Here is a 21,722-nt window from a genome sequence, read left to right on the forward strand (position 1 = left end):
GTTACGCAACATTGGTGTATCTGTCAATCTTCCCCTCACCGGCACCAGGCCTTCGGCGGGTCGCTGAACGTGGCGAGGCACGTGGTACGGGTGCCGGGACGGATGGTGGCGCGAGCGCGCAGTGCGCGGCCGTCGCCGCCGTGGACCGTGACGGTGTAGGATCCGGCGGCGAGTTGAAAGCTGGTCGGGGCTTCGCGCCGCCCGCTGACGCCGGGGATCGCGACCGTTCCCCAAGGCCGCACGTTGACGGCCAACGTGCCGAGACCGGTGGGCGGCGCTGCGACCGACTCGCGAGGGACGGCTTGAGGCATTCGCGCGACCACGGGCGGCGGTAGTTGCCACACGATCGGGGGCGGCGGCGGCAGCGGTAATGGCGCAGGCCGTTCCAACACGACACGGACGGGCGGATGCAGCGCGGCCTGGGCCTCTCGGCCGCTCCCATGCATAAATGGATTGCCCAGCGCGAGCGGAATCGTCAACAGAGCGGCGCGCCCCAGCGCGAAATGGCGGCGCGACGTCGAGGCTCCGAACACCGCGCCATGCGCCGTATAGCCGTGTGTCGCCTCACGTCCGCCGAACTGCTTGGCAAAGGCCTCCGGCAGCGATGAGGCCGCGCGCCGTTGTTCGCGCGCGACGACACCGGGAAACAGGTCGCGCAGATAGGCCGCCATTTCCACGCGGTTCGTCGTGATGCGATGATGGCGGACAAAACCGGCCAATTCGCTGAGAAAGCTCGCGGCCGTAGGGAAACGCTGCGGCAACGCGTTCGCCAAGGCCCGGCGCAACAAGGAACGAATCGTCGGATGAATGTCCGCTTCCCAGCCACGCGGCAGCCGCGCCTCACGGACCCGCTCCAACACCGCCAAGTCGTTCGGGCCACTGAACAGCGTTTGCCCCGTGAGCAGTTCATACAACACCACACCGGTCGAAAACACATCGGCGCGCCGATCCACGCGCTCGCCGCGCGCCTGTTCCGGCGCCATATAGGCGTATTTCCCCTTCACTTGCGCTCCGGCCGTCTCCAGGCTGCGATGCGAGCCCTTCGCGATCCCGAAGTCGGCGATCTTCACTTCGCCTTGCAACGAGATCAGGATGTTTTGCGGCGAGATATCCCGATGCACTAATCCGAGCGGCTGACCCATGGCGTCCACTTGGGTATGGGCGAACGCCAAGCCTTGCAGCACTTCCATCGTCATCGCGTACGCGAATCGCTCCGGCAGCCGGACTTGGTCTTCGCGCAACAGCGTCAACAACGTGCGCAGATCGAAACCGGCCACATACTCCATCACAATAAAGTAGACGCCGGCATCCGCGCCCAACTCGTACACCGGCACGATATTTTGGTGTTGCAGTTGAGTCAGGACCCGCGCCTCGTCGATCAGCATCGTGATGAAATCATGATCGCAGGCCCATTCGGGGCGAATGCGTTTGATCGCCACGTCACGGGCAAAACCCTCCGGCCCGATATATTTGCCGCGATAGACGGTCGCCATCCCGCCTTGCGCCAGCTCTTCGAGCAGGAGATATCGATCGTGCTGATATGGTAGCTGCATGACGCCACTCCCGATGGACCCAACGGAACGGAGACAAAACGGAGGCTGCGTTGGTTACGGGGCGTGGCGTTGAACGCGATGGCGGAGTTCGGCGAGCAGCGTCGGCAACGGCACACGGTTCCGCGCCGGCGTGCTGACGGTCGCGCGGCCGCGGGCGTCGCGGGTCACGCGCCACTGGCCTTGGACGCCGCCGACCACGGAGGTGTAGCCCCACGCGCTGACGGGATAAAGAAAGAGCACATCCGTGCGGCCGGGTTGAAACGCCGCGCCGTCTTCCGCAGCGGCCAGGCGGAATGTCAGCCGCGCGGGGGAAAACCCCACCGTGTGGGCCGGCGCCCCCTTGATGCGTCGGACCACACGGTAGGTCACTTCAGTGACGGAAAATCCATGGCGGCCTGGCACTTGCTGCCGCCGCACACATTCCCCATAGACGATATCGCCGGCCTGCGAGACGAGATCATCGAGCGACAATGGCAGATACGTCGAACTGTGACCGACGGCCGGCGCCGACAACACACCGATTGCGAGTAGCGTGGCCACCGGACGCCGTTTCCGCCATAGCCCCCAACCACAGAGCGCTGCGCCGACCAGCCACCATCCACGCGCGTTTCCCGTCGTTTGCGGAACGTCCGGCACGAAACTACAGCCGCGCGTTGACGCCAATGTCGCACCGTCGGTGCCGCCGGTCACGGTCGCGGGCGCTCCGCCGATGTTCGCATCGCTCCCGTTCACTAGATGTAGCCATTCCCCGTAATCGACCGGGTCTAACGGGCACGCGCCAGCAGTGACATCGTCGGCAATCTCATAGTCGGCGACCGGCAGTGATTTGCGTCGTGAGTCGTTCCCACCGACCACGACATCGATCGCGTCGACCTCCGCACCGGCCGCGACGCTGATGATGGAGCGCACGTCCGGGTCCTCCAGCGCCTGATCGTCGACGTTAAAATATTCCGCGGGCCCCGGCAGCAACAGCGGTTCGCTGCGCGGAAACATATTGTCACGCGCCCCACCCGCCGCGACGATCTCGCTCACTTCGATCGTGTAATCGCCAGGCAAAAGCCCCTCGACCCGATAGCCGCCTTGTGCAGCGTCATCGCCGACACACGATTCACCGAGCACCGAGACGGCGCCGGACATGTCGCGCAGCGGGGTACAGGAACGGCCCGCGATCGCCGAAACGGCGTGACACAGCGGATCGTCCTGACGGCGCGCGACGACATTGGCCCCACGCAATCCGTTGCCGAACCCGTCCGTCACCACACCGCGGACTTGGCCCACCCGACCCGACGCAGCGGCCGTGGGATAGAGCGCCGTCACGGCGGCGAGGTCGTCCGGTTTCAAGACCGTGGCCGCTTCGGACGATGGGAGCACGAGCGGATACATCACCGGGACAAAGCGCGAATCCGCCGCGTTCCGTTTTCCCAATAAGACGTCTTGATAGATCGTCTCATTGACCATCGAATGATGCAGCCCAATAAAGTGTCCCAATTCGTGCAGAATGATGCCAGCGTACAAATTGATATCGAGATCGGGCGGATCATCTTGGCCGTCGATAAAGAGCCCATTCAGGATGAGGAAGGCTTGCGTCGCGGCTTGCGGATTATCCAACGTGCCCCGATAGCACCGGATCCCCGATTTTCCGACGATCCGTCGCGAAGCGCCTTTTCCCGCCAACAGTTCAATGATCCGGCCATCGTGGTCGAAAATAATCGGGCTCTCGCCCCGCCGCATGGACGCATTCCCGGCCGGCGCATTATCGGCGCAGACTGTTCCATCCAACACGTCGGCCAAATTGTCGGCCGTGATATCCTGCGCCAATTGTCCCTGGCTGACGAATCCGACCGAGGCATCGGAGACCTCTTCCCAGACCCCCATCAGGGCCTCGACGAATTCCCGCGCCGTCGCGGCGTCCAGCAGACCCAAAGGACCCGCATCGAAGATGGCAGGAATCGAGGATGGTGTGGCCCACGCAATCGCAGCGCCGGTGCGCGGATGAATGACTTGCGGGACGCCGGCCTGGCCACCGCGCGCGCTTGCGACCAAAACCGTCGCGATGAGAATAGTTTGCCACCGCCCGGACATCCGCATCAGAACCACCTGTGAGCGCTGCTCCCCCGTCATGTGTAGTATCGGCGGCGGCGGAAAAAAGTTGCGTAAATAATCGAGGGTCACCATGCGGTCAGCTCCACCCGGCGATTGCGGGCCCGCGCGGCCGCTCCAGCCCCCCGCACAGCTGGCTGCCGCTCGCCATGGCTGACGATCCCGGCGATCCGCTCGGCCGGCACTCCGCGGGCGATTAATGCCGCCGCGACGGACCGGGCCCGGGCATCCCCGAGCCGCAGATTGTACTCGTCGCCACCGACCGCGTCGGCATGTCCCTCGACCAGCAACACGGTGCGATCCCGCGGGACCGCCCATGCGGCGTCCGTATCCGCGTTGGTCCGCTCGCGGGCATCCAAGTCACGACGATCGAAGCGGAAATAGAGCGTCGCATGAGGCGGCTGCGGCCCCGTGGGCACGGCCGCGGCGGGCGGCAGTGCGGTACGCGACGGTGCCCCGGCACAGCCAAGCCCCGCAATCCCGAAGACGACCAAGCCACACAGTCCACCATAGAGATGCGCTCGACGACGTATCGTACGCATTATTCCTCCGACGGCGATTCCATCGCGCCGACATCATAGGCACCAGTCCGCAACGTCCCAAAGAAGTCATCCGTGATCCCGTCCGCGACCGCTGCGGTGGTATCCGCCATGTCGATCCCGAGCGCCGACATCAATTGCCCCGTCACGGGATCGACCAGCGCGGAGTGGGCCAGCAGCCCATTTCCGTAAACGACCGACCCGAATGCCGTCTCGTCCGCGCCGTAGTCATAGCGGCCCTGGCAATCGATGATGAACGGCTGCGGCCCTTGGCCGCCCACCGTAACCAGGCCGTTGCCGGTCGCGATGAACGGGAGCATCGCCGCGCCACTACATTGGAGTGGCGATTGATCGAGTGCGTCGCGCACTTGGAAAATATTATTCACGGCGCGTAGCGTCCCGCCGCCCACGTCCAACGCATTCGCCGTCAACGCGTCGGCGTCACCGACAGCGATCGTGGTATGCACCAGCGTCGTGGCAGTGTCGGTCACTACGACACCGCGCGCGTGGGACGCCCCGAGCACCGCAACATGCACGTTCATCAACCGCAGCGTGCCGCCCTCAGCGACGAGTCCCGTGCGCTGCGCCACCGAACCACTGCCGTCGAGCGCCAGCAATGCGCTCCGTGCGACCGTCAGCGTCGAGGCGGCATCGGCCTGCACGACGGTCGCTGTCGCCGCGCTCGGATCCGCCGTCACGACGACGTCGGTCAACGTCGCCTCGGTCGCATGCAATGTCAGCGTGTTGACCGATCCACTCCCGCCCGTGTGCGCAATGGCCAGCGAGTCAAAGTGCAGTGCGGTCAGGCCGTCGAGCACGACGGTCGCAGCCTCTCCGCTGGCCGTAAAACGGGTCGCCACCGCGTCAGTCGGCTTCACAACGACACTCGCAAAACCAGATTGATATCCGCCGCGGATCGTCAACCCGGATGACCAAACGGCCTCGCCGACCTCGTAGCTGCCGAGTGCAATCCGCAGTTCCACCGCACCAATCGCGCGAGCCCGGACCAACGCCGCCCGCACGGAATACAACGGCGCGATGTAACTCCCGAGTGCTGCGTCGTTTCCGTCCGCGGCATCGACATAGACGGCTTGGAGCCCATCCCCATCGAGATCCGCATCGCAGACGTCGCCCAACGCATCCGCCGCCGCCAACACTCCGGCGGGAGTTTTTACACCGGCTGCGGCATAGGCCGCGTCGGTGTTGCGCTGATCGGCGTTGCCCAACTGCGGGCAATTGTCGCCGTTGTCGCCGATCGTATCGCCATCGGTATCGGCCCACTCTTGCCCGTCGAGTGGATAGTGATCGCTGGGGTCGTCGCGTCCGTCGGCGTCGGAGTCGCCAAGCAACGGATTCGTCTGCGTCGTCGTTATTTCATACGGATCGGCCCAGCCGTCGGCGTCGGAATCGGCACGCAACGGATCCGTGCCGTACATCGCCCGCTCGATGTCATCGGGAAGACCGTCGGCATCGTCATCGTCGGCGCAGGCATCGCCGCGCCCATCGGCATCAGTGTCCCGTTGGTCCGCATTCTCCGCCACGGGACAATTGTCGGCTCCATCGTTCGCCGCGTCGTGGTCGGTATCGGGATCGTCGGGATTCGTCCCGGCCGTGACCTCGGCATCATTCAACACCGCATCGCCATCCCGATCCGCATCGTCGGCGTCGGGGATCCCGTCCTGATCCAGATCGGGCGGCGGCGGCAACGGCGCCACGTCCAGCACCACCGGCACTTCCTCCGCGCCGCCACCACAGCCGCCGATCGCCGCGCCCACAACAAGCCATCCGCAAAGTATCCAGTATCGCCACATACGCACCTCGCTTCTGCCCATCGATTTGTTTTCAACCGCCCGACTCACCTCACCACCCCACGCCGCCGATCCGCAGCCACCACGACCGCGGCGTCGCAGCCCCCGCAGCCGCATAGAATGGAGCCCCGCGCCGCCTCGTACCGTCGACAATCGTCACTGACACCGTGGATGTCCGATGCGTCGCCGTGTCCTCCACGACCAGTTGATAACGGCCCGGCGGGAGCGGCGCAGGACGCAGTTGCACCAGTCCGCTCGCGTCTGCGATCGGCACGTTGACCGCCCCGAGCGCCACATCCACAACCGGTTCCGGCGTCCCTGTCCCATCCGCCGGCGCTTGCAACATGGCTACGGTCGTGCCCGGCGGCGCGACAATCATGGGACGCAGCCGCGTATTCGTGACGACGCTGCCGTCGCGCACATTGGCGAAGATCGGGATCGGTTGCAGCGCGATCGGGACTTCCACAACTTCGCCGGCCGGGATCACCACGTCGCGCGCCTCGCCGCTCCAAATCCGTTGCGTCTCTTCATTCAGCGCACTCACGCTCACCTGCCGCGCCTCGCCGGCGGGAATGCCATCCAACACGGCCTCCGTCGCATCCGACGCCATCGTGGTCTCGACCGTTTCGAATCCGGGACCGCTGACAGCGATCGTGTACGCAGCAATTTGTCCGAGCGGATGCGTCGCCGCCGCGCGCTTCGTGACTTGCACATGCGTGCCACCGACTGCGTCGCCCGTGTCGTTCGTCGGCGCCGTGCCGCCGCAATGAGTCGTTAAGAGTGCGAGCAAGAAAATATGCGCGTACGCACGAATCAATGGTTGCAACATAGCCATACAAATTCCCTCCGTTACTCAAACCGAATCACTAAGCCGCCCGTGGTTGGGGGCTCGCCGCCACCACGACTGAGCAACACACCGGCCGCGATCCCGCCGAGTGCCGCTGCGCCAATGGCGATCCAGAGCGCCGGAGCAATGCGGCGACGCTCTCCGCGCTGCGCCAGAAAGCGAGGATCGCTCCATTCCACAGGATCGACAGCCTGCCCCGGATGGGAACGCAGATCGGTCGCCGCTTGTTTGGCGACTTGCTCGGCCATCGTAGCCAAACGGGCATGCAGCGCCTGCCGATTGCGATCGAACGGGATGGTGAGCGGTTTCAGACCGACGCGCAATTCGGTATCGACGACTTGCGCACGCACCAGCCCGCGCCGGCCGTCGGTTTCGTCAACGTCCACAATGACGACGCGCTCCGCGCGCGCCAACGCGCCCATTCGCACCGCAGCAACCACTTGCGCCGGCGCACTTGCCGGTGCGACATCAGTATTCGGCATGCGTCGTTCGCGCGCACCGGCCGGACGCTGCCAACGCAACGCCGCATCCAACCGCGCCTCACGTCCGGCGAGCACAGCCACATGTTTCGTGATCGTGCCGTAGCGTGGCGCCGTCAATGCGATGTCATACGATCCGACCGGCAAATCCCGGATCGTCAGCGGCGTCACACCGGCGGGGACGCCATTCAGACGCACTTCCGCGGCCGGCGGCGTCGTGCGCAACGTCACGCTCCCCACGCCACTGCGCGTTGCCGCAGCGGCGCGCGCCCGTTCCCATTGCGTCACCAGTGAAGGGGGAAAGTCATGCCCTGCGATGTTGTAATGTGGCGCCAGCGCCGCCAACGCGCGCAAGGCTTCCGTCGTTGCCTCCGGTCGGCGATTGCTGTGATGGATCAACGCCTCGGTCAGCAACGCCTCCGCAAGGACCTCGCCATGCACAGCGCGCAAGGCCGGTTGCGCGCGAAATCCATCCACGACCTGGCGCGTCTGTCGTAATGCAGACGCATTCGCAAAGGCCAGAAAGTGCCGCTTCGCCGCCTGCAACGCCTGCCGCCACGACTCGACCTCCGGCGTGACCACTGCCGTCGGCAACAGTTCCGTCGCCGCGTGATATTCGGCAATCGCGCCCAACTTATCGGAAGGAATCAACTGGAGCCCCGTGTGCTGCGCCAACGCGTCGTGCAGTGCGGTCGCGAGCTGGGCAGTCGCCACGTCGCTGACCGTATCCCGCACTGGAATCACCGCGATCCGCGGAAGCGCCTCCGCCGCGCGCACAATCGGCGCACTCCGCACATCCCACGCCAGTACGCAGACGAGACACGCGACGAGACCGCGACAACATTGAGTCCGAATCCGCATGCCGGCCTATTGAGCAAGGCATGTGCCAGTCAGATGCGCGAGTTGGCCGTGTCGGCGAACCGATTGATATGACTACGGCTCGCGTCGCCACGTCCCATTTTGCGCACACCCCACCTGCCACCCCGTCCGCCGATCGGCTGTTCGAGAGTCCGGATGGCGGAACGGGGCGGTGACTGGTGTGTGTTTGAAAAATCGCTTTCAGTGTCCATTGCCCGGGAGGGGCGCGAGGGGGGCCTGCGGGCCGTTCGCCTCGCGTTACGGCGCTCGGCTCACTGAGACCTCGCTCGGTCGGACTTCAACCCCATAGTACTCCCTCACTCAGACTCGCCCACAGGCCCCCCTCGCGCCCCTCCCGGGACCGCGTTCCCCTCTGGATATTCGATAGCGCGTGGTTGAACATTTGATAAATGACTATGGGGACTGTCCGTGCTCTCGCCGGGCGGAGGCGCCAGGGGGCCCCAGGGGCTCCCGGAGCCGTTTTCTCCTTGCGTTATCTCATGACGAAAACGGTGAGGGCGAGCGCGCGGCCGCTCGATGCGGCCGCAAGGACCGGCTTTGCCGGTCCGCGCAGCAAAACCGGGGGTTTTGCGCAGCAGATGCCAGCGTACCCTGGGGTTCCCTGGCACCTCCGCCCGGCCCTCGGAACGAGCACTGACTTACTGCCCGTGTGGAATGCGCCAGGGGCCACGCACTTCTTCAGCGATTTTGCAAACACGCCCTAGCCACTAATCACCAGCCACTAGTATTTTCAACAACTTACCGCCGCCATCCATTCTCCGACGCAACTTTTTCTGCGACGTGCCGATAACTGATTGGGGAGATTCACGCATCGTCCGGCTTGGGGGTCATGACGGCGTTGCTCCTCGGAGGTTCCCAATATGCTGCGGAAACAACCGTTACGACGCATCGCCCTACTTGCCCTCGGGCTCACGGCCACGAGTCTCGTCGCGTGTAGCGACAAAGGTGGCGGCGATGCCGGGGATCCCACGCCGCCCCCGACGACGTTCACAACATCGCTCAACTTGGACAGCGACGGCGACGGGATCCTCGACGTGAATGACAAATTTCCGCAAGATCCCAACGAGTGGGCCGACTTCGACAAAGACGGTGTCGGCAATAATACCGACGCGTTTCCGGGCAATCCGAAGGAGTCGCTCGATAGCGACGGCGACAAGGTCGGAGACAACACCGACCAGTTTCCCAATGATCCGACCGAGTCGAAAGACACGGACGGCGATGGCGTCGGCGACAAGAGTGACGCCTTCCCGAAAGATGCGACCGAATCGAAAGACAGCGACGGTGACACCGTCGGTGACAATGTCGACCAACTCCCGAACGATCCAGCCAACACGATCGATAGCGACGGTGACGGGATCGGCGATCAGACCGACGCGTTCCCGGACGATGCCGCGGAATGGCTCGACAGCGACCGCGATAACGTCGGCGATAACAGCGACGGGTTCCCCAACGATGCCAAGGAAACGAAAGATAGCGACCAAGACGGAGTCGGCGACAACGGCGATGACACCCCGCAAGGATTGGTCTTCGCCACGACCTTCCTCAACACGATGTTGATCGATCCGAAGGTCGCCGCGATGTTAGCCGAAGATAACGATAATGACGGCGCCATCTATCCGGAGGATTGCGACCTGTCGCGTAAGGATGTGCATCCCGGCGCGAACGACTATCCGGACGGCCAGGACCTAGAGGTAGACTTCAATTGTGATTGGATTGCCGACGCGGACTTAACGCACGGGCTGTTCGTGGCGCCAGCGGTCGCCGGCGCCACGGATGACGACGCCACGAGCGGCAGTTTCGAAAAACCGTATAAAACCGTAACGGCCGCATTGGCGCGCGCCAGCGACGAGGCCGCGAACGGAGGCAAACACACCGCGCTGTACCTCGCCGCGGGCGAATACGTCCTCACGCAGCCGATCGAGATCCCGACCGGAGTCGCCGTCTACGGCGGCTACGTGGCGAAAGGGCCTCGCTGGCGCCGCGCCGCAACGTCGGACAGCGCGGCGGAGAGCGTGATCAACGCCGGCACTAGTCATTGGGTGGTGCTCGGCGGCGGCACGGCAAAAACGGCGGCGACATTAAATCAAGTCCGGATCGTCGGCGGTAGCGACGCTTCGGAACCGCTGCTGAACATTGTGGGTCCAGCGGCGCTGCTGGAACAGAGCACGGTCGAACGCCTCGCGGGAACGGACGCGGTGCATGTCGTTACGCAAGACGTTGGCGGCACGGTCGTGGTTGAGCACGTCACGATCACGCACGCCGGGAATGCGGAGGGGACAGGCGTGGGCTTCCGCGCCGAGGCACTCGGCAACGGTCAGCTCGATCTGCGTTTGAGCCATGTCCACGTCCAAGTCGGCGATAGCGACGCCTCGTCCGTCGGGATCAGCGCGGCAAGTCGCGGCAAGACGCCACTGAAGTTTTCGTTGCGCGATTCCGAAATCACGACCGGCATCAGTGACCGCAGCGTCGGACTCGCCGTTGGCGAGGATGACTCAACGAGCAATACCTGGAAGGCCGGGACCGTCGTGCTCGAACGAAATCGCATCACGGCGGGATTCGTCGCGTACGACTTCCTCCACTACTCCGCCGGCATCCGCCTCTGGTCCGTGCAACACGCGGTGCTCCGGAACAACGTGGTGCGCGGCACGACGGATCTGACGCAGATCACGGTGGCGATCGCCCTCTCGGTCGTGAAGAGCAACCTCACGTTGATCAACAATACGTTCCTCGACGCCACCCGCGCGGCCTCTATTATCTCGGACAAAGATCTAATACTGGATATACGCAACAACATCTTCCAAGCCAACGCGACGGATCTCTCGAAGAAAAATGTCGGCAAGGTGGAACTGGATATCGGCGGCCTGCCGACCGCATTCACCGTGCGCAACAACCTCTTCACCGCCGCGACCGATGGGACCAAATACGTCGATCTCGTCAAATACACGGAATTCGCGGCCGACGGAACGTTGATCCCCAATTCGGGGAGCAGTACCATCCTGAAAGGCTCCGCCAATATCGCCGGAGATCTGCAAACACTCAACGGCCTGAGCATGGGCACCTTCGCCGACAATCGGATCGGCAATCCGCATTTGACCGATGATGGCATGTTGAGCGCGGATTCGTCCGAAGCCATCAATCGCGGCCTGGTCGTCCCAGCCCAGTCGAGCGAAAGCACCGACGATGCGACCGTGGACCTCGACGGCCAATCCCGCGGCCAACTCTACTGGGACATCGGCGCCGACGAATATTTGCCGTTATGATGCCCTCGCTTTAGCGCGTTTGCGGCGCGGGCGTGGTGGGTCGAACGGTGGCGCGGTGTCGCGGCCTTCCAAGACTTTCTGCGCCTCCCATGGATCCTGCGCCGGCACACGCAGCCGTTTGAAGTCTTCCGCCACACGCGTCTGCGTGAGTTGAATCCCGTAGGAGCGGAAGATCGCAGCCGTCGCGTCGTAGTGGGCTTCAATCGAATTGCGGACCGATTCGAATCCCATTTGCGCGGCCTTGATCCGGTGCCCAAACAGCAATGGGTTAAGTTCGAAATACGCCATGTCGGACGCATGTGGTTCGATCACGATGATGTCGCCGGTGAAGGCGTCGTCGCGCCGATAATGCGTCAACGTCTGCTGCAGCCGCGTATGGAACACTGCGCGGAAGACTTGGTTCAACACCGCCATGATCCCATGCACCGAGAGCGGGCGCGTACTGCCGCCTTCGCGCTGCCCGCTCACATAATTCCACACCACGCGGTTCTCGATGGGGCGAAACGGGTTATAGCAGACGATCAATTGCGCACCCTTGGCAACCGCGACATCGATATGCGCCGTTTCAAATACGCCGCCGTCGACATAATCGACGCCGTGGATGCGTGCGGGACGATACACGACCGGGAGCGCTGTCGAAGCCTGCACCGCCTCGGAAATGGTCACATCACGCCGTTCATCCGGTCCGAACACGACGCGCTCCGCGGTATCGAGCGCCATCGCACAGATGTAGAGCCGTTTTTTTCGCACGCGCTCCACGACTTGAAAATTGTTCGTCAAGTGATTGCGTTCAATATTGCGGCGCAAATAGCGCTCGATCGGGGCGTTGTCGAAAAATCCGGTGGGCAGCAGTTGCAACCAACTGGGCGCGGAGCGGGTCGAGAGCACGGCCGTGAGAATATTCCAAAAGGTGGTGTAATGCTCGGCGCTGGGACGCCAGATCAGTTGCCAGAATGCGGTCGCCAAGCGCGGCCCTTGTTGCCGCCAGGTGCCGAACAACTCATGCAACGCGCCAGGGAAATAGCCGGCCGCCGCCTTCGCAAACTCCCATGGCCGCGTCACGAGTTCGCCGAAATTCGGCCAATAACAATGCCACGGCGCGAATTGAAAAAAGTGTTTCGAGTTGCCGTCGAGACTGCGCAACATCTCTTCCGGCGTCAGTCCGGCGCACAGCGGCGCAGCGATTAAGCTGCCGGCACTGATGCCGACGAAGATATCGAAATCGCAAACGGTGAAGTTCTCGAGGTATTCGTTGATTGCCTTCAGGCCGCCCGTCATGAACGAGCCGCCGGTCACGGCGCCGCCGGAGAGGACCAGCGCCTTCTGCGCCCACGGCTTCACGACCGAAAGATCACTCTTTTGGACAATCGTTAGGCCCATCTGTGCGCAGGATCTACTCGTCGGGTCTGTGCTCGTCAAGGTGGATGGAGATCGCCTTGACTTTTTGCGGCAGGGATCTTAGCGGCACGGTTGAAGGGGGAGCGTATGCGCACACTGCATCGAGTTGGATGGTTCGCCATCGCCATCAGTTTTGCCATTGGGCTATTCGGCACAGATGCCTGGGCACACAAGAAATATAAGAAGGACCGTGATAACAATCCGCCGGGCCTGGCCGGAGGACGCGGCACAAATTGGGAAAACCCGCCGGGTCCCGCCGGCGGGCCAGGAGCCAGCCCCGATAAGCGCCAGTGGCGCAAACAGTGGAAGAAACATTGGCGATCGCGGTATTAATGAAAGGATGCGCTATGACTCAAGCATCATGTTCCGGTCGGTGGTGCGCCTGGAAAAAATGTGTGGGGAAAGGATTAGCGGTCTTGCAACCGCTCTTTCTTCTGTTCCTCCGCCTCTTCTGGGGCTGGCAGTTCTTCATCGCCGGGAAAGGAAAGCTGACTAACATCCAGCGACCCGCTGAGTTCTTCGCCCAAATCCATATCCCGTGGCCGCTGTTCAACGCCTATCTCGTCGGCGTCACGGAACTCGTCGGCGGCCTCCTGTTGATCGTCGGGTTCGGCGCCCGCTTAGCCGCATTGGCGCTCAGCATTGCGATGAGCGTCGCAATGGCCACGGCCCATCGCGCGGAATTGGTCCAAATCATTTCCGCTCCCGATGCTTTCCTCTCCGCGTCGGCGGTCACGTTTTGGGTCGCCTCAATGGCCATCCTCTGTTTCGGCGCCGGCTGCTTTTCCGTCGATGCCTGCTGCTGCCGCCGCAAATGCGGGCAAGAGGCGAATGCAGGCGGGAGCTGCTGTGCGCCGCCGCCACCGGCCGCGCAATGACCTGCGCACGCTGGGCCAGCATTGATGTCGGGACGAATTCCGTCCTGTTGACGATCGTCGAACCCCGCGCGGACGGTGACCTTACGCCGCGTCTCGAAGTCGCCGAGATCACGCGCATCGGTGAAGGACTCGCCGCGCACGGCTGTTTTCAACCGGCAGCGATGGAGCGCACTGCTACAGTGCTCGAGCGATACGCGGCGTTATGCCGTGAACATCAAGTGACACGCATCATCGCGGTCGGCACCGCGGCATTTCGCCGGGCCACGAACGCGGACCAATTTATCGCGGCGGTGCGGCAACGGTGCGGCATCACACTCGAAGTCATTAGCGGCGCGCGCGAAGCGGCCCTCTCCTACGGTGCAGCGACGCGTGACTTCGGCAGCGACGCGCTGGTCCTCGATATCGGCGGCGGCTCCACGGAATTCATTTGGCAAGCCGACAGCCGACTCCACGCCCACTCCTTGTCGCTCGGCTCGGTCACATTGCAGGAGCAACTGGTGCATAGCGACCCGATCAGCGACGCCGACTATGCGGCCGTGCTACAGGCGATTGTCACACAAATGGACACGCTGCCGGTGATCGCCGCATCGACAGGACCAACACCGCGCCCGTTGATTGCATTGGCCGGCAGCGCCACCACGTTGGCCGCGATGCATTTGCAATTGGCGCAATATTCCCATGACCAAGTGCATGGCACGGTGTTAACGGGGGAGGACATTGCCGCACTGCTGGCGCGGCTCCGCGCGGCGTCGTTAGCCGAGCGGCGACAGATGCGCGGTTTGGAAGCGGCCCGCGCCGATGTAATCCTCAGCGGCACGATGATCTTGCAAGAAACACTGCGCCGTTATGGAATGAAGCGTGCCACGATCAGCGATCGCGGCGTGCGGTGGGGCCTGTTGTATGAACTGGCGGGAGAGGAAATGCAAAATGCAAAATAACGGAACACCGTGGCCCTCCCCATTTTGCATTTTGATCTTTGTATTTTGCATTTTACATTTCTCCGTGCAAGCTACCCCCCTACCCGACTTGGCCGCGGATCGGCTCTATGACCGGGTCTGGGCCGCGTATCTACCGACCTTGCACCAACGCTTCATGACCCATTTGCAGCTCGATGCCGACACCCAGCAGGAATTACGCATGCACCGCGGCGCCTCGCTCCGGCTGCGCTTGTGGCTCAATCGACGCGGCACGGTGCAACGCGTAGCAGTGCTCACGCCGGCGTCGAGTGAAAGCTTTACGCGCGCCTGCCGACTCGCAGCGGAACGGCTCGGGCATTTGCCCGATCTGCCGCCGGCAATTTTACAACGCGGCCAACGCGAAGGATTGGAATTTGACTTCGGGACTCGCTAAATCCGGTGTGCGCGGAAGCTTGCTGTTCGCGCGGCCGGACCGATCGCTGGCGTGGCACGCCGATGGCGTTTGCGTCTGGGACGCTGCCGGACGCATTTGCGCGGCCGATGCGTGGACCGTGCTCGCACCGCAACTCCCCGCGACAGCGCAGATCGCCCACTGGCCGCAGCATCTGATCACTCCCGGATTTATCGATTGTCACGTCCATTTGCCGCAACTGGATTGCCGCCATCGGCACGGCTACCGACTGCTCGACTGGCTCGAACGGTTCATCTTCCCCGCCGAGGCTGCGTTTGCCGACACCGCTGTGGCCCGCGATACCGCCCGCCGCTTCTTTACCGAACTACTCCGTCATGGCACCACCACGGCGCTCATTTACTGCACCATCCACGAAGCGGCCACGCAGATCGCGTTCGAAGAGGCCGCCGCGTGCGGCATCCGCGCGATTATCGGCAAAGTGATGATGGATCGGCACAGCCCGCCCGCGCTCACGGAACGGACCTCCGAGTCGCTCGCGGCCACGGAGCGACTACTCGCGCGCTGGCACGGCCACGACGATCGCCTCTACTACGCCGTCACGCCGCGCTTTGCGCTGACAAGCAGCGACACGTTGCTGCGCGAGGCGGGAAAAATCGCCGCGCAGGGTCACGCCTATTTTCAAACCCATATCGCCGAAGTCCCGGAAGAAGTGGCGCGCGCACACGAACTCTTCGGCGTCACCGATTACGTCGGCCTGTTCGCCGATTGCGGCTGCCTCGGACCGCACTCGCTCTTCGCCCACGCCATTTATCTGACCGATCCCGAATGGGCCCGACTGGCCGCGGCGCAGGCGACCGTCGCCCACTGCCCTTCGTCTAATCTCTTCTTACAAAGCGGCCGCATGCCGTACGCCAAAATGTGCGCCCATGGTGTGCGTTGCGGGTTGGGGACCGACGTCGGCGCAGGCCCGGAATTCGCGCTCTGGGACGTGATGGCGCGCGGTGTCGAACAACACGGCGCAACCGTGTTCACGCCCGACACCGCGTTTTATCACGCCACGCTCGGCGGCGCCCACGCGCTCGGACTCGCCACCACGACCGGCTCGTTGCTGCCCGGCCTCGCCGCCGATCTCGTGGTCACGCCGTTGCCTACGCCATGCGCCACTGCCGACAGCGCCCTCGCGCAGTTGATGCAACACTGGCAGCGCCACGTCCCCGCCGCGACGTACATCAACGGCACGCGCGTCTGGCCACAGACCGTAGTTAACGAATGATTCGCAGGGGTGGAGTTGACGGCAACTCCGGTGTCGACGTCTCCGCTTCCGCATCGTCTGCTGCATTCGCCGGCTCGCCCGGAATGCGATAGGTTTCCATTGCCCATTGGCCGAGATCGATTTGGCGACAACGCTCCGAACAAAACGGACGATACGGATTCCCCTCCCACAGCGTGAGCGCACGGCAGTGCGGGCAGGGATGCGGCTTATCCTTGGGCATATTCTTCCCGATAAATTTGCAACGCCTCCAACAGGATGGCCACAAATACCGGCCCGAATACGAGACCGGAAGGCCCGAGCGCATGGATCCCGCCGAGGATGCTGAGCAACAACAACACCGGATGGACCTTGACCCGGCCGCGCATCACGAGCGGCTTAATGATGTTGTCCGCTTGCGCGATAATAACCGTCCCGAACAAAGCCAGCCCGACCGCATAATGCCACTCGCCGATTAACAGGAGGTACAGCGCGCCGCCGGCCCAAATGGAAAATGCACCAACGATCGGGATGAACGAGAATCCGAACGTGATCAATGCCCATACCAGTGGCCGTTCGATCCCGCAGACGGCGAACGCGATCCCCATCAGCAGCGCATTCACGGCCGACGTGGCCACCATGCCGAGAAACACGGCCGTGACCATTTCGCGTAAGCCGCGCGAGATTTGGCGTTCGTGGTGAGGAATGATCGGCGCCGTTTCCAAGACATACGTATAGAGCCGGCCGCCATCGGCGAAGAAGACAAAGAGGAACAGGAGCCACAGCACAACATTAAAGCCGAAGTTGGCGGTCTTGGTGATCACTTGCGGAGAGAATTGATAGAGACTTTGCGCCAATTCCTTCACCGCGTCGAGCGCCATGGAGCGTAAATTGAAGTCTTCCTGCAATGGCCCGGTGAACGGGAGCAGCAATTCCTTGAGCCATTGGCTGAGTCCATCCAGCGATGCGGCGAGTTGCCCCTGTTGCAAATGCTCGCTCAAATTTTGGGAGAAGTGGATCACTTCCACGGTGATCGTCGCGACGATCCCACCGAGTGGGATCATGATCAGGCCGCACGTCGCCCCCACCGCGACGGCCGCGGCAAGATAGCGCCGCCCCCGCAACCACTGCTCGATCCGCACGTAGTACGGCTGCAGGACCATGACCACGACTAACGCCAACGCGGCCGGCTTCCAAAAGCGCTGCATCATGACCGCACCGCCGACCAGCAGGGCGATCAGGAAGAGGAGGAAAATCGTTTGTGGATTGCGGCGCATGGACGACCTCATTACCGAACTGGGTTCCAGCCCGCAAGTGGGAAGGCACTCCGGCCACTCCTCCTTGACAGCCCTCGGGGGACGTTCTAGGAACGCCGCAATTGAACGCGCGGGCGTAATTCAATGGTAGAATGACAGCTTCCCAAGCTGTATACGTGGGTTCGATTCCCATCGCCCGCTCCCAATACAAATGGGGCCTCTCGGAGGCCCCATTTGTATTGGGATTGGATAGGGGAATCGAACATATAAACTATTCGACGACCGAGGCGGGCACCGACCGCCGCAGGCGGTTGGTCGCCGAGGAAGTACCCGCAGCGCGCCAGCGCGGAGGGTACGACCGAGCCGGGGCACCCGCGCAGCGGGTCGGCGACCAAGTACCCGGAGGCCGCCAGTGGCGGCCGCAGGGTATTCCCATCGCCCGCTCAGAAATTTGCCCCGCAAATTTCTCCTCCATTCTCCATTTTCGAAAATAGAAAATAGAGGGAATTCGCCTACGGCGAATTCACACGCCAATCACCTTCAATCCATGCGCATGCGCGGCAGTGGCCAGTTGCGTGTCGTGGGTGGCGAGGAACAGATCGGGGCGGCGATAATTTTTCCAGGCCATCGCACTCGCTAAATGGATGGCATCGAGCGATCCGACCGGTGACAAGAACTGTTGTTCGGCGCGCTGCAACACTAATTCGGTGACGGGGAGGATTCCGATTTGCTGAAGTAACCGCCGACACCGCGCCAGGAGATCAATCGACTCTGCGTATGTCAATTGGCCTGTGATTTGACCTCGATGAATGACCCGAAAGCACTCCAGTTGTAACAACCGACTCGACACCGCCTCGGCAATCCGTCCCCACTCCACGAGCGGCTTCGGCTCCTCAAACAACACCCGGAGCAACACGGAGCTGTCAACATAACAATTCATCGTCGCCGTCGATCTTTGATCAGTTCCTCCACAGGATCGAAACGCTTTTGCAACTTCAGTGGGGGGAATTTGAGTTTGGCGAGTCCGGCATAACCCCCCGGAGGCGGCACTACATCGAACGGTTCCGTATCCTTGGCCTCGCCCTGATACGGAACCACGCGCCCGATCGGCGTTTCTCGATCCATCACGACGATTTCCGCGCCCTTCCGCACTTTGCGTAAGTACGCGCTGAGGTTGTTGCGCAATTCACCGATCTTGACCTTGATCATAGCCATATTTAGCCAAATTACGCCATTCGTGTCAACACCTGGGATTTCCTTGACGTCCATTGACAGCGGCCGTTCCTGCCAGGTAGGCTAGTGTGTATGGAATTTCCGATGAACGAACGGTTAGTCCAAGAAACGCTGCGACTGAAAGAAGAGCGGCGCGTCGTCCGCGAGCGCATTGCCAAAATCCAGGCCCAACGCAGCGAAGTGCGACCGGCCGTGTACGATCGCGTGCATGGCGATTACACGGCGCGGGATCGGGAAATTTCTGCGGGTTTGCAGGCCAAAAAAGTGGAAGTCGATCACGAACTCGCGGGGCTGTACGAAACACGCGCCAAATTGAGTGGCAACGTTGATAGTCATCGGGAACAGCTGGAAGAAATCCATTTCCGCCACGGTCTGGGCGAATACGACGACACGGCCTTCCAAGAAAAAGCGGATACGGTGGGAGAAAAGCTCGCGAAGTTTGAAACGTTGCTGAACGCGGCCGACACCAACATTCGCAGCTATGAACGGCTGTTTGCTGATGAGCCGGATCTGGCCGGTGTAACCGATCAGGCGACACGACCGCTGACCGCGCCGCCCGAAACGCCGCTGACCGATCTACTGGCAGATGTCGTGGCAGACGACGACGTCATGCCCGATCCACTGGAAGCGGAGGAATCCGCCGATCCGGTCGAAGGGACGGTCGAAGAGCCGGATTACCGGCTCGACGCGTCGGCCGGAAACTATTTCGGACACGGCGCCGCCGAAGCCTCCGACCCGCCGCGCGGCTCCACCAGCGAAACATCCGTCTTCCGCGTGGGCGGCGCCGAGGCCGACACCGAGGCCGGCACGGAACGGACGCCCCAGCTGCAACACACCGGTCCGCTATTGCGCGTGGCACAAGGTGCTGGGGTCGGCGGTTCGTATCCGGTATTACGCGAAACGACGATCGGCCGCACCGACGCGAATACGGTGGTCCTCAAAGAAGCGAAGGTGTCGCGCCAACACGCGAAGATCACGGCCAAAGGGAAACAGTGGATCCTCACGGACTTGCAAAGCTCCAACGGCGTCTTCGTGAACGGCGAGCAAATCACAGCACCCGTCACACTCAAAGACGGCGACCAAATCCAAATCGGCGACTCGACGCTTGAATTTATGGTGTAGAGCGGGCTGCCCTATTGGCAAATGCCCTCATCGCAGGAAGTTCCGCCGGGACAATACGTAGGCGCACTGGCGCTGAACACGCCGTCAGGACCGCAATCGACTTGGATCAGCTGCGGCCCAACGCAATAATCGGGAATCGTCTGCCCCGCGCTATCGGTAACATAGCCGAGAGTCTCGACAGCATTCGTCGCATCGGAATCCGTGCATGGATGACAGTGATCGGTAATGCAAAATGTCCCGTCCGGACACGCCACGGGCTTGTAGCTGGCGAAACCACCCTCTTTCAAGCAATACGTTTCCGCGCTAGTCCAGGGATCGGCGCATTGATCGACAAAGATACCGGAGTTTGGCACTGGCTTTCCCTGGTACAGAAACTGGACATAGTCGTGCGTCGTGGGATCGTTACTGCCTCCATCCGTCTCTTCACACGTCTGTTGCCCCGATTGACAGGCATCTGCGACGCACACCGTGCCCGGCGGACATGCACTGGGTGCCCCCTGGAGGTCTCCCGCATCGCACCAATACTGCCAAATGGATGTCGTCAACGGTTGACCGTACAGTGCGCTGACATCGCCTTCCAGCAGCGCAATGCACCAATCGGCCGCATCTCCGAGCGGCAACATGACGGTGCCTGGCAGTAGTGGATCTTGGTCGGGGTCCGTCTCGCCGGTGCACTGCAGTGGACCACTCTCGCTACACGCACCTGCAGCGCAGGTGGTCCCATCAGGGCAATCCGTGACAATCGCATTGTCTTCAATCCGTTGCTGTTCCTCAATCACATTGTCCGTGAGCATCGTGGGACATTGATATTGTTTGACCTGCGTTGCGCTGACACACTGGTCGGGAAAGGTGCTGCTATCGCCATTGGAAAACGCGAAAAACATATGTCCGGCATCGGAAGCGATGGCCCCGGGATCGGAATCCAGACAACGCGCGTCTCCACAAATGCCCGCTACACAAGTTTCTCCGGACGGACAGGGGAGCACATCGTGCTGTTCCTGTCCGAAATGATCGCAGGTAATGAATTCTATGTTCGTCGCGCCGACACAGAGACTCATGGACGTACTCTGTTCCCACGTCCAGAGATGCGCTCCCGCCGGCACGGTCTCGGGAGTCGGATCCTCACACCCATCGATCGGGGGTTCAGTGCAGCGGCCTTCGGCACAAGGACACGTCACAAATTTCACCAGATCCGTCTCCGCCGTGTCGCCGCCCCGATAATACGTACACACACTTTCTTGCAGCAGGTTCGGCGTTTTGCAGGTGTCCGGCACGATCTCCCAATGATCTTGCTTCCAATAACTGAGACTTCCCTTGTGCAAATAGTCGCGCTCGTCGGTGTCAATGCACTGGAACTGCTCGGGCGGAATGTTGACCTCCGGCGGCGGTGCCGATTGCACTACTTGGGTATCGGGCAGCGAGGCATCGGTCGGCACAACGAATCCGGTGTCGACAAAGTCGCCATCGAGTCGTCCACTGCAACCACTGGTCAAGAGTTGAAATTGGATACGCCACTGACGGGCCGTTGCATCCGGACACAGCCGGAAAGGCCGCTCGGCACCAGCCGCTGGGGACAATGCGACATCCAGACACGGCTGCGCTGCCACCGGCATCACGGTAATCGGGCCATCAATGTGCGTCCGATAGTCGCTGCGCGCTAAAACGTCGACCGCGCGCATACCAAGGTCTGCGGCCGCTCCGCGCGTGAGTGGCAATTCAGACATATAGTGCCTCCTGCACCTATATCGGCACCACGTCGCGAAAGTTGCGAAAAAAATCCACCGGCACTCCT

At 62.3% G+C, this 21,722-nt stretch carries 20 protein-coding genes and 1 tRNA gene; 9 read left to right on the forward strand and 12 right to left on the reverse strand.

Going from position 1 to position 21,722, the window contains the following annotated elements; all coding sequences use genetic code 11:
- Positions 1–35: 35 nt before the first annotated feature.
- From HY696_05510 to HY696_05535, 6 genes are read right to left on the reverse strand one after another with little or no spacing between them, the layout of a single operon-like run.
- Positions 36–1,553 carry a serine/threonine protein kinase gene (locus tag HY696_05510; GenBank protein MBI4237860.1) on the reverse strand — a complete coding sequence of 506 codons (1,518 nt, stop codon included), beginning with the start codon at positions 1,551–1,553 and terminating at the stop codon, positions 36–38.
- Positions 1,554–1,607: 54 nt separating this feature from the next.
- A complete protein-coding gene (locus HY696_05515; protein MBI4237861.1) occupies positions 1,608–3,728 on the reverse strand; it encodes a hypothetical protein in 2,121 nt (706 codons plus the stop codon).
- Positions 3,722–4,195 (reverse strand): OmpA family protein, encoded by a 474-nt coding sequence (locus HY696_05520; GenBank protein ID MBI4237862.1) that lies wholly within the window; start codon positions 4,193–4,195, stop codon positions 3,722–3,724. The genes HY696_05515 and HY696_05520 overlap by 7 nt, the downstream gene beginning before the upstream one ends.
- A complete protein-coding gene (locus tag HY696_05525; protein MBI4237863.1) occupies positions 4,195–6,003 on the reverse strand; it encodes a thrombospondin type 3 repeat-containing protein in 1,809 nt (602 codons plus the stop codon). Before HY696_05525 ends, HY696_05520 begins: the two co-directional genes overlap by 1 nt.
- 49 nt (positions 6,004–6,052) lie before the next feature.
- Complete coding sequence (locus HY696_05530; GenBank protein MBI4237864.1) at positions 6,053–6,835, reverse strand: hypothetical protein; 783 nt, start codon at positions 6,833–6,835, stop codon at positions 6,053–6,055.
- Between the two features lie 14 nt (positions 6,836–6,849).
- The gene (locus HY696_05535; protein ID MBI4237865.1) at positions 6,850–8,187 is read right to left on the reverse strand and encodes a PEGA domain-containing protein; all 1,338 of its coding nucleotides are present in this window, start codon (positions 8,185–8,187) and stop codon (positions 6,850–6,852) included.
- 20 nt (positions 8,188–8,207) lie between these two features.
- Between HY696_05535 and HY696_05540 the strand changes: the two genes are divergently transcribed.
- Both HY696_05540 and HY696_05545 read left to right on the forward strand, forming a co-directional pair.
- Positions 8,208–8,360 (forward strand): hypothetical protein, encoded by a 153-nt coding sequence (locus HY696_05540; protein MBI4237866.1) that lies wholly within the window; start codon positions 8,208–8,210, stop codon positions 8,358–8,360.
- Positions 8,361–9,065: 705 nt separating this feature from the next.
- The gene (locus tag HY696_05545; protein ID MBI4237867.1) at positions 9,066–11,465 is read left to right on the forward strand and encodes a right-handed parallel beta-helix repeat-containing protein; all 2,400 of its coding nucleotides are present in this window, start codon (positions 9,066–9,068) and stop codon (positions 11,463–11,465) included.
- Here the strand turns inward: HY696_05545 and HY696_05550 are convergent.
- Positions 11,460–12,845 carry a patatin-like phospholipase family protein gene (locus HY696_05550; GenBank protein ID MBI4237868.1) on the reverse strand — a complete coding sequence of 462 codons (1,386 nt, stop codon included), beginning with the start codon at positions 12,843–12,845 and terminating at the stop codon, positions 11,460–11,462. The two genes, HY696_05545 and HY696_05550, sit on opposite strands and share 6 nt — an antisense overlap.
- A 105-nt stretch (positions 12,846–12,950) precedes the next feature.
- On the opposite strand from HY696_05550, the gene HY696_05555 reads away from it, so the two are divergent.
- From HY696_05555 to HY696_05575, 5 genes are all read left to right on the forward strand, one after another.
- On the forward strand, positions 12,951–13,196 hold the full coding sequence (locus HY696_05555; GenBank protein MBI4237869.1) for a hypothetical protein: 246 nt from the start codon (positions 12,951–12,953) through the stop codon (positions 13,194–13,196).
- A gap of 14 nt (positions 13,197–13,210) precedes the next feature.
- Positions 13,211–13,741 carry a DoxX family protein gene (locus HY696_05560; GenBank protein ID MBI4237870.1) on the forward strand — a complete coding sequence of 177 codons (531 nt, stop codon included), beginning with the start codon at positions 13,211–13,213 and terminating at the stop codon, positions 13,739–13,741.
- Positions 13,738–14,679: a Ppx/GppA family phosphatase gene (locus HY696_05565; protein ID MBI4237871.1), complete on the forward strand. Its 942-nt coding sequence runs from the start codon at positions 13,738–13,740 to the stop codon at positions 14,677–14,679. Before HY696_05560 ends, HY696_05565 begins: the two co-directional genes overlap by 4 nt.
- A 64-nt stretch (positions 14,680–14,743) precedes the next feature.
- Positions 14,744–15,091: a hypothetical protein gene (locus tag HY696_05570; GenBank protein MBI4237872.1), complete on the forward strand. Its 348-nt coding sequence runs from the start codon at positions 14,744–14,746 to the stop codon at positions 15,089–15,091.
- Positions 15,072–16,343: a guanine deaminase gene (locus HY696_05575; GenBank protein ID MBI4237873.1), complete on the forward strand. Its 1,272-nt coding sequence runs from the start codon at positions 15,072–15,074 to the stop codon at positions 16,341–16,343. The genes HY696_05570 and HY696_05575 overlap by 20 nt, the downstream gene beginning before the upstream one ends.
- Here HY696_05575 and HY696_05580 read toward each other — a convergent pair.
- Both HY696_05580 and HY696_05585 read right to left on the reverse strand, forming a co-directional pair.
- Complete coding sequence (locus tag HY696_05580) at positions 16,333–16,563, reverse strand: DNA gyrase inhibitor YacG (GenBank protein MBI4237874.1); 231 nt, start codon at positions 16,561–16,563, stop codon at positions 16,333–16,335. The two genes, HY696_05575 and HY696_05580, sit on opposite strands and share 11 nt — an antisense overlap.
- Entirely contained in the window at positions 16,550–17,596 is a 1,047-nt protein-coding gene (locus HY696_05585; GenBank protein ID MBI4237875.1) for an AI-2E family transporter, read from the reverse strand. Before HY696_05585 ends, HY696_05580 begins: the two co-directional genes overlap by 14 nt.
- Before the next feature lie 109 nt (positions 17,597–17,705).
- Here HY696_05585 and HY696_05590 point away from each other — a divergent pair.
- Positions 17,706–17,776 (forward strand) — tRNA-Gly (locus tag HY696_05590).
- A 322-nt stretch (positions 17,777–18,098) separates the two neighbouring features.
- On the opposite strand, the gene HY696_05595 is transcribed toward HY696_05590, so the two are convergent.
- Both HY696_05595 and HY696_05600 read right to left on the reverse strand, forming a co-directional pair.
- Positions 18,099–18,515: a type II toxin-antitoxin system VapC family toxin gene (locus tag HY696_05595; protein MBI4237876.1), complete on the reverse strand. Its 417-nt coding sequence runs from the start codon at positions 18,513–18,515 to the stop codon at positions 18,099–18,101.
- Entirely contained in the window at positions 18,512–18,784 is a 273-nt protein-coding gene (locus tag HY696_05600) for a type II toxin-antitoxin system prevent-host-death family antitoxin (GenBank protein ID MBI4237877.1), read from the reverse strand. The genes HY696_05595 and HY696_05600 overlap by 4 nt, the downstream gene beginning before the upstream one ends.
- Before the next feature lie 96 nt (positions 18,785–18,880).
- On the opposite strand from HY696_05600, the gene HY696_05605 reads away from it, so the two are divergent.
- The gene (locus HY696_05605; protein ID MBI4237878.1) at positions 18,881–19,930 is read left to right on the forward strand and encodes an FHA domain-containing protein; all 1,050 of its coding nucleotides are present in this window, start codon (positions 18,881–18,883) and stop codon (positions 19,928–19,930) included.
- Positions 19,931–19,941: 11 nt separating this feature from the next.
- Here HY696_05605 and HY696_05610 read toward each other — a convergent pair whose 3' ends face one another.
- Positions 19,942–21,654: a hypothetical protein gene (locus HY696_05610; GenBank protein MBI4237879.1), complete on the reverse strand. Its 1,713-nt coding sequence runs from the start codon at positions 21,652–21,654 to the stop codon at positions 19,942–19,944.
- Positions 21,655–21,722: the final 68 nt, after the last annotated feature.

Source organism: Deltaproteobacteria bacterium, from assembly GCA_016210045.1.
Lineage (GTDB): Bacteria > UBA10199 > UBA10199.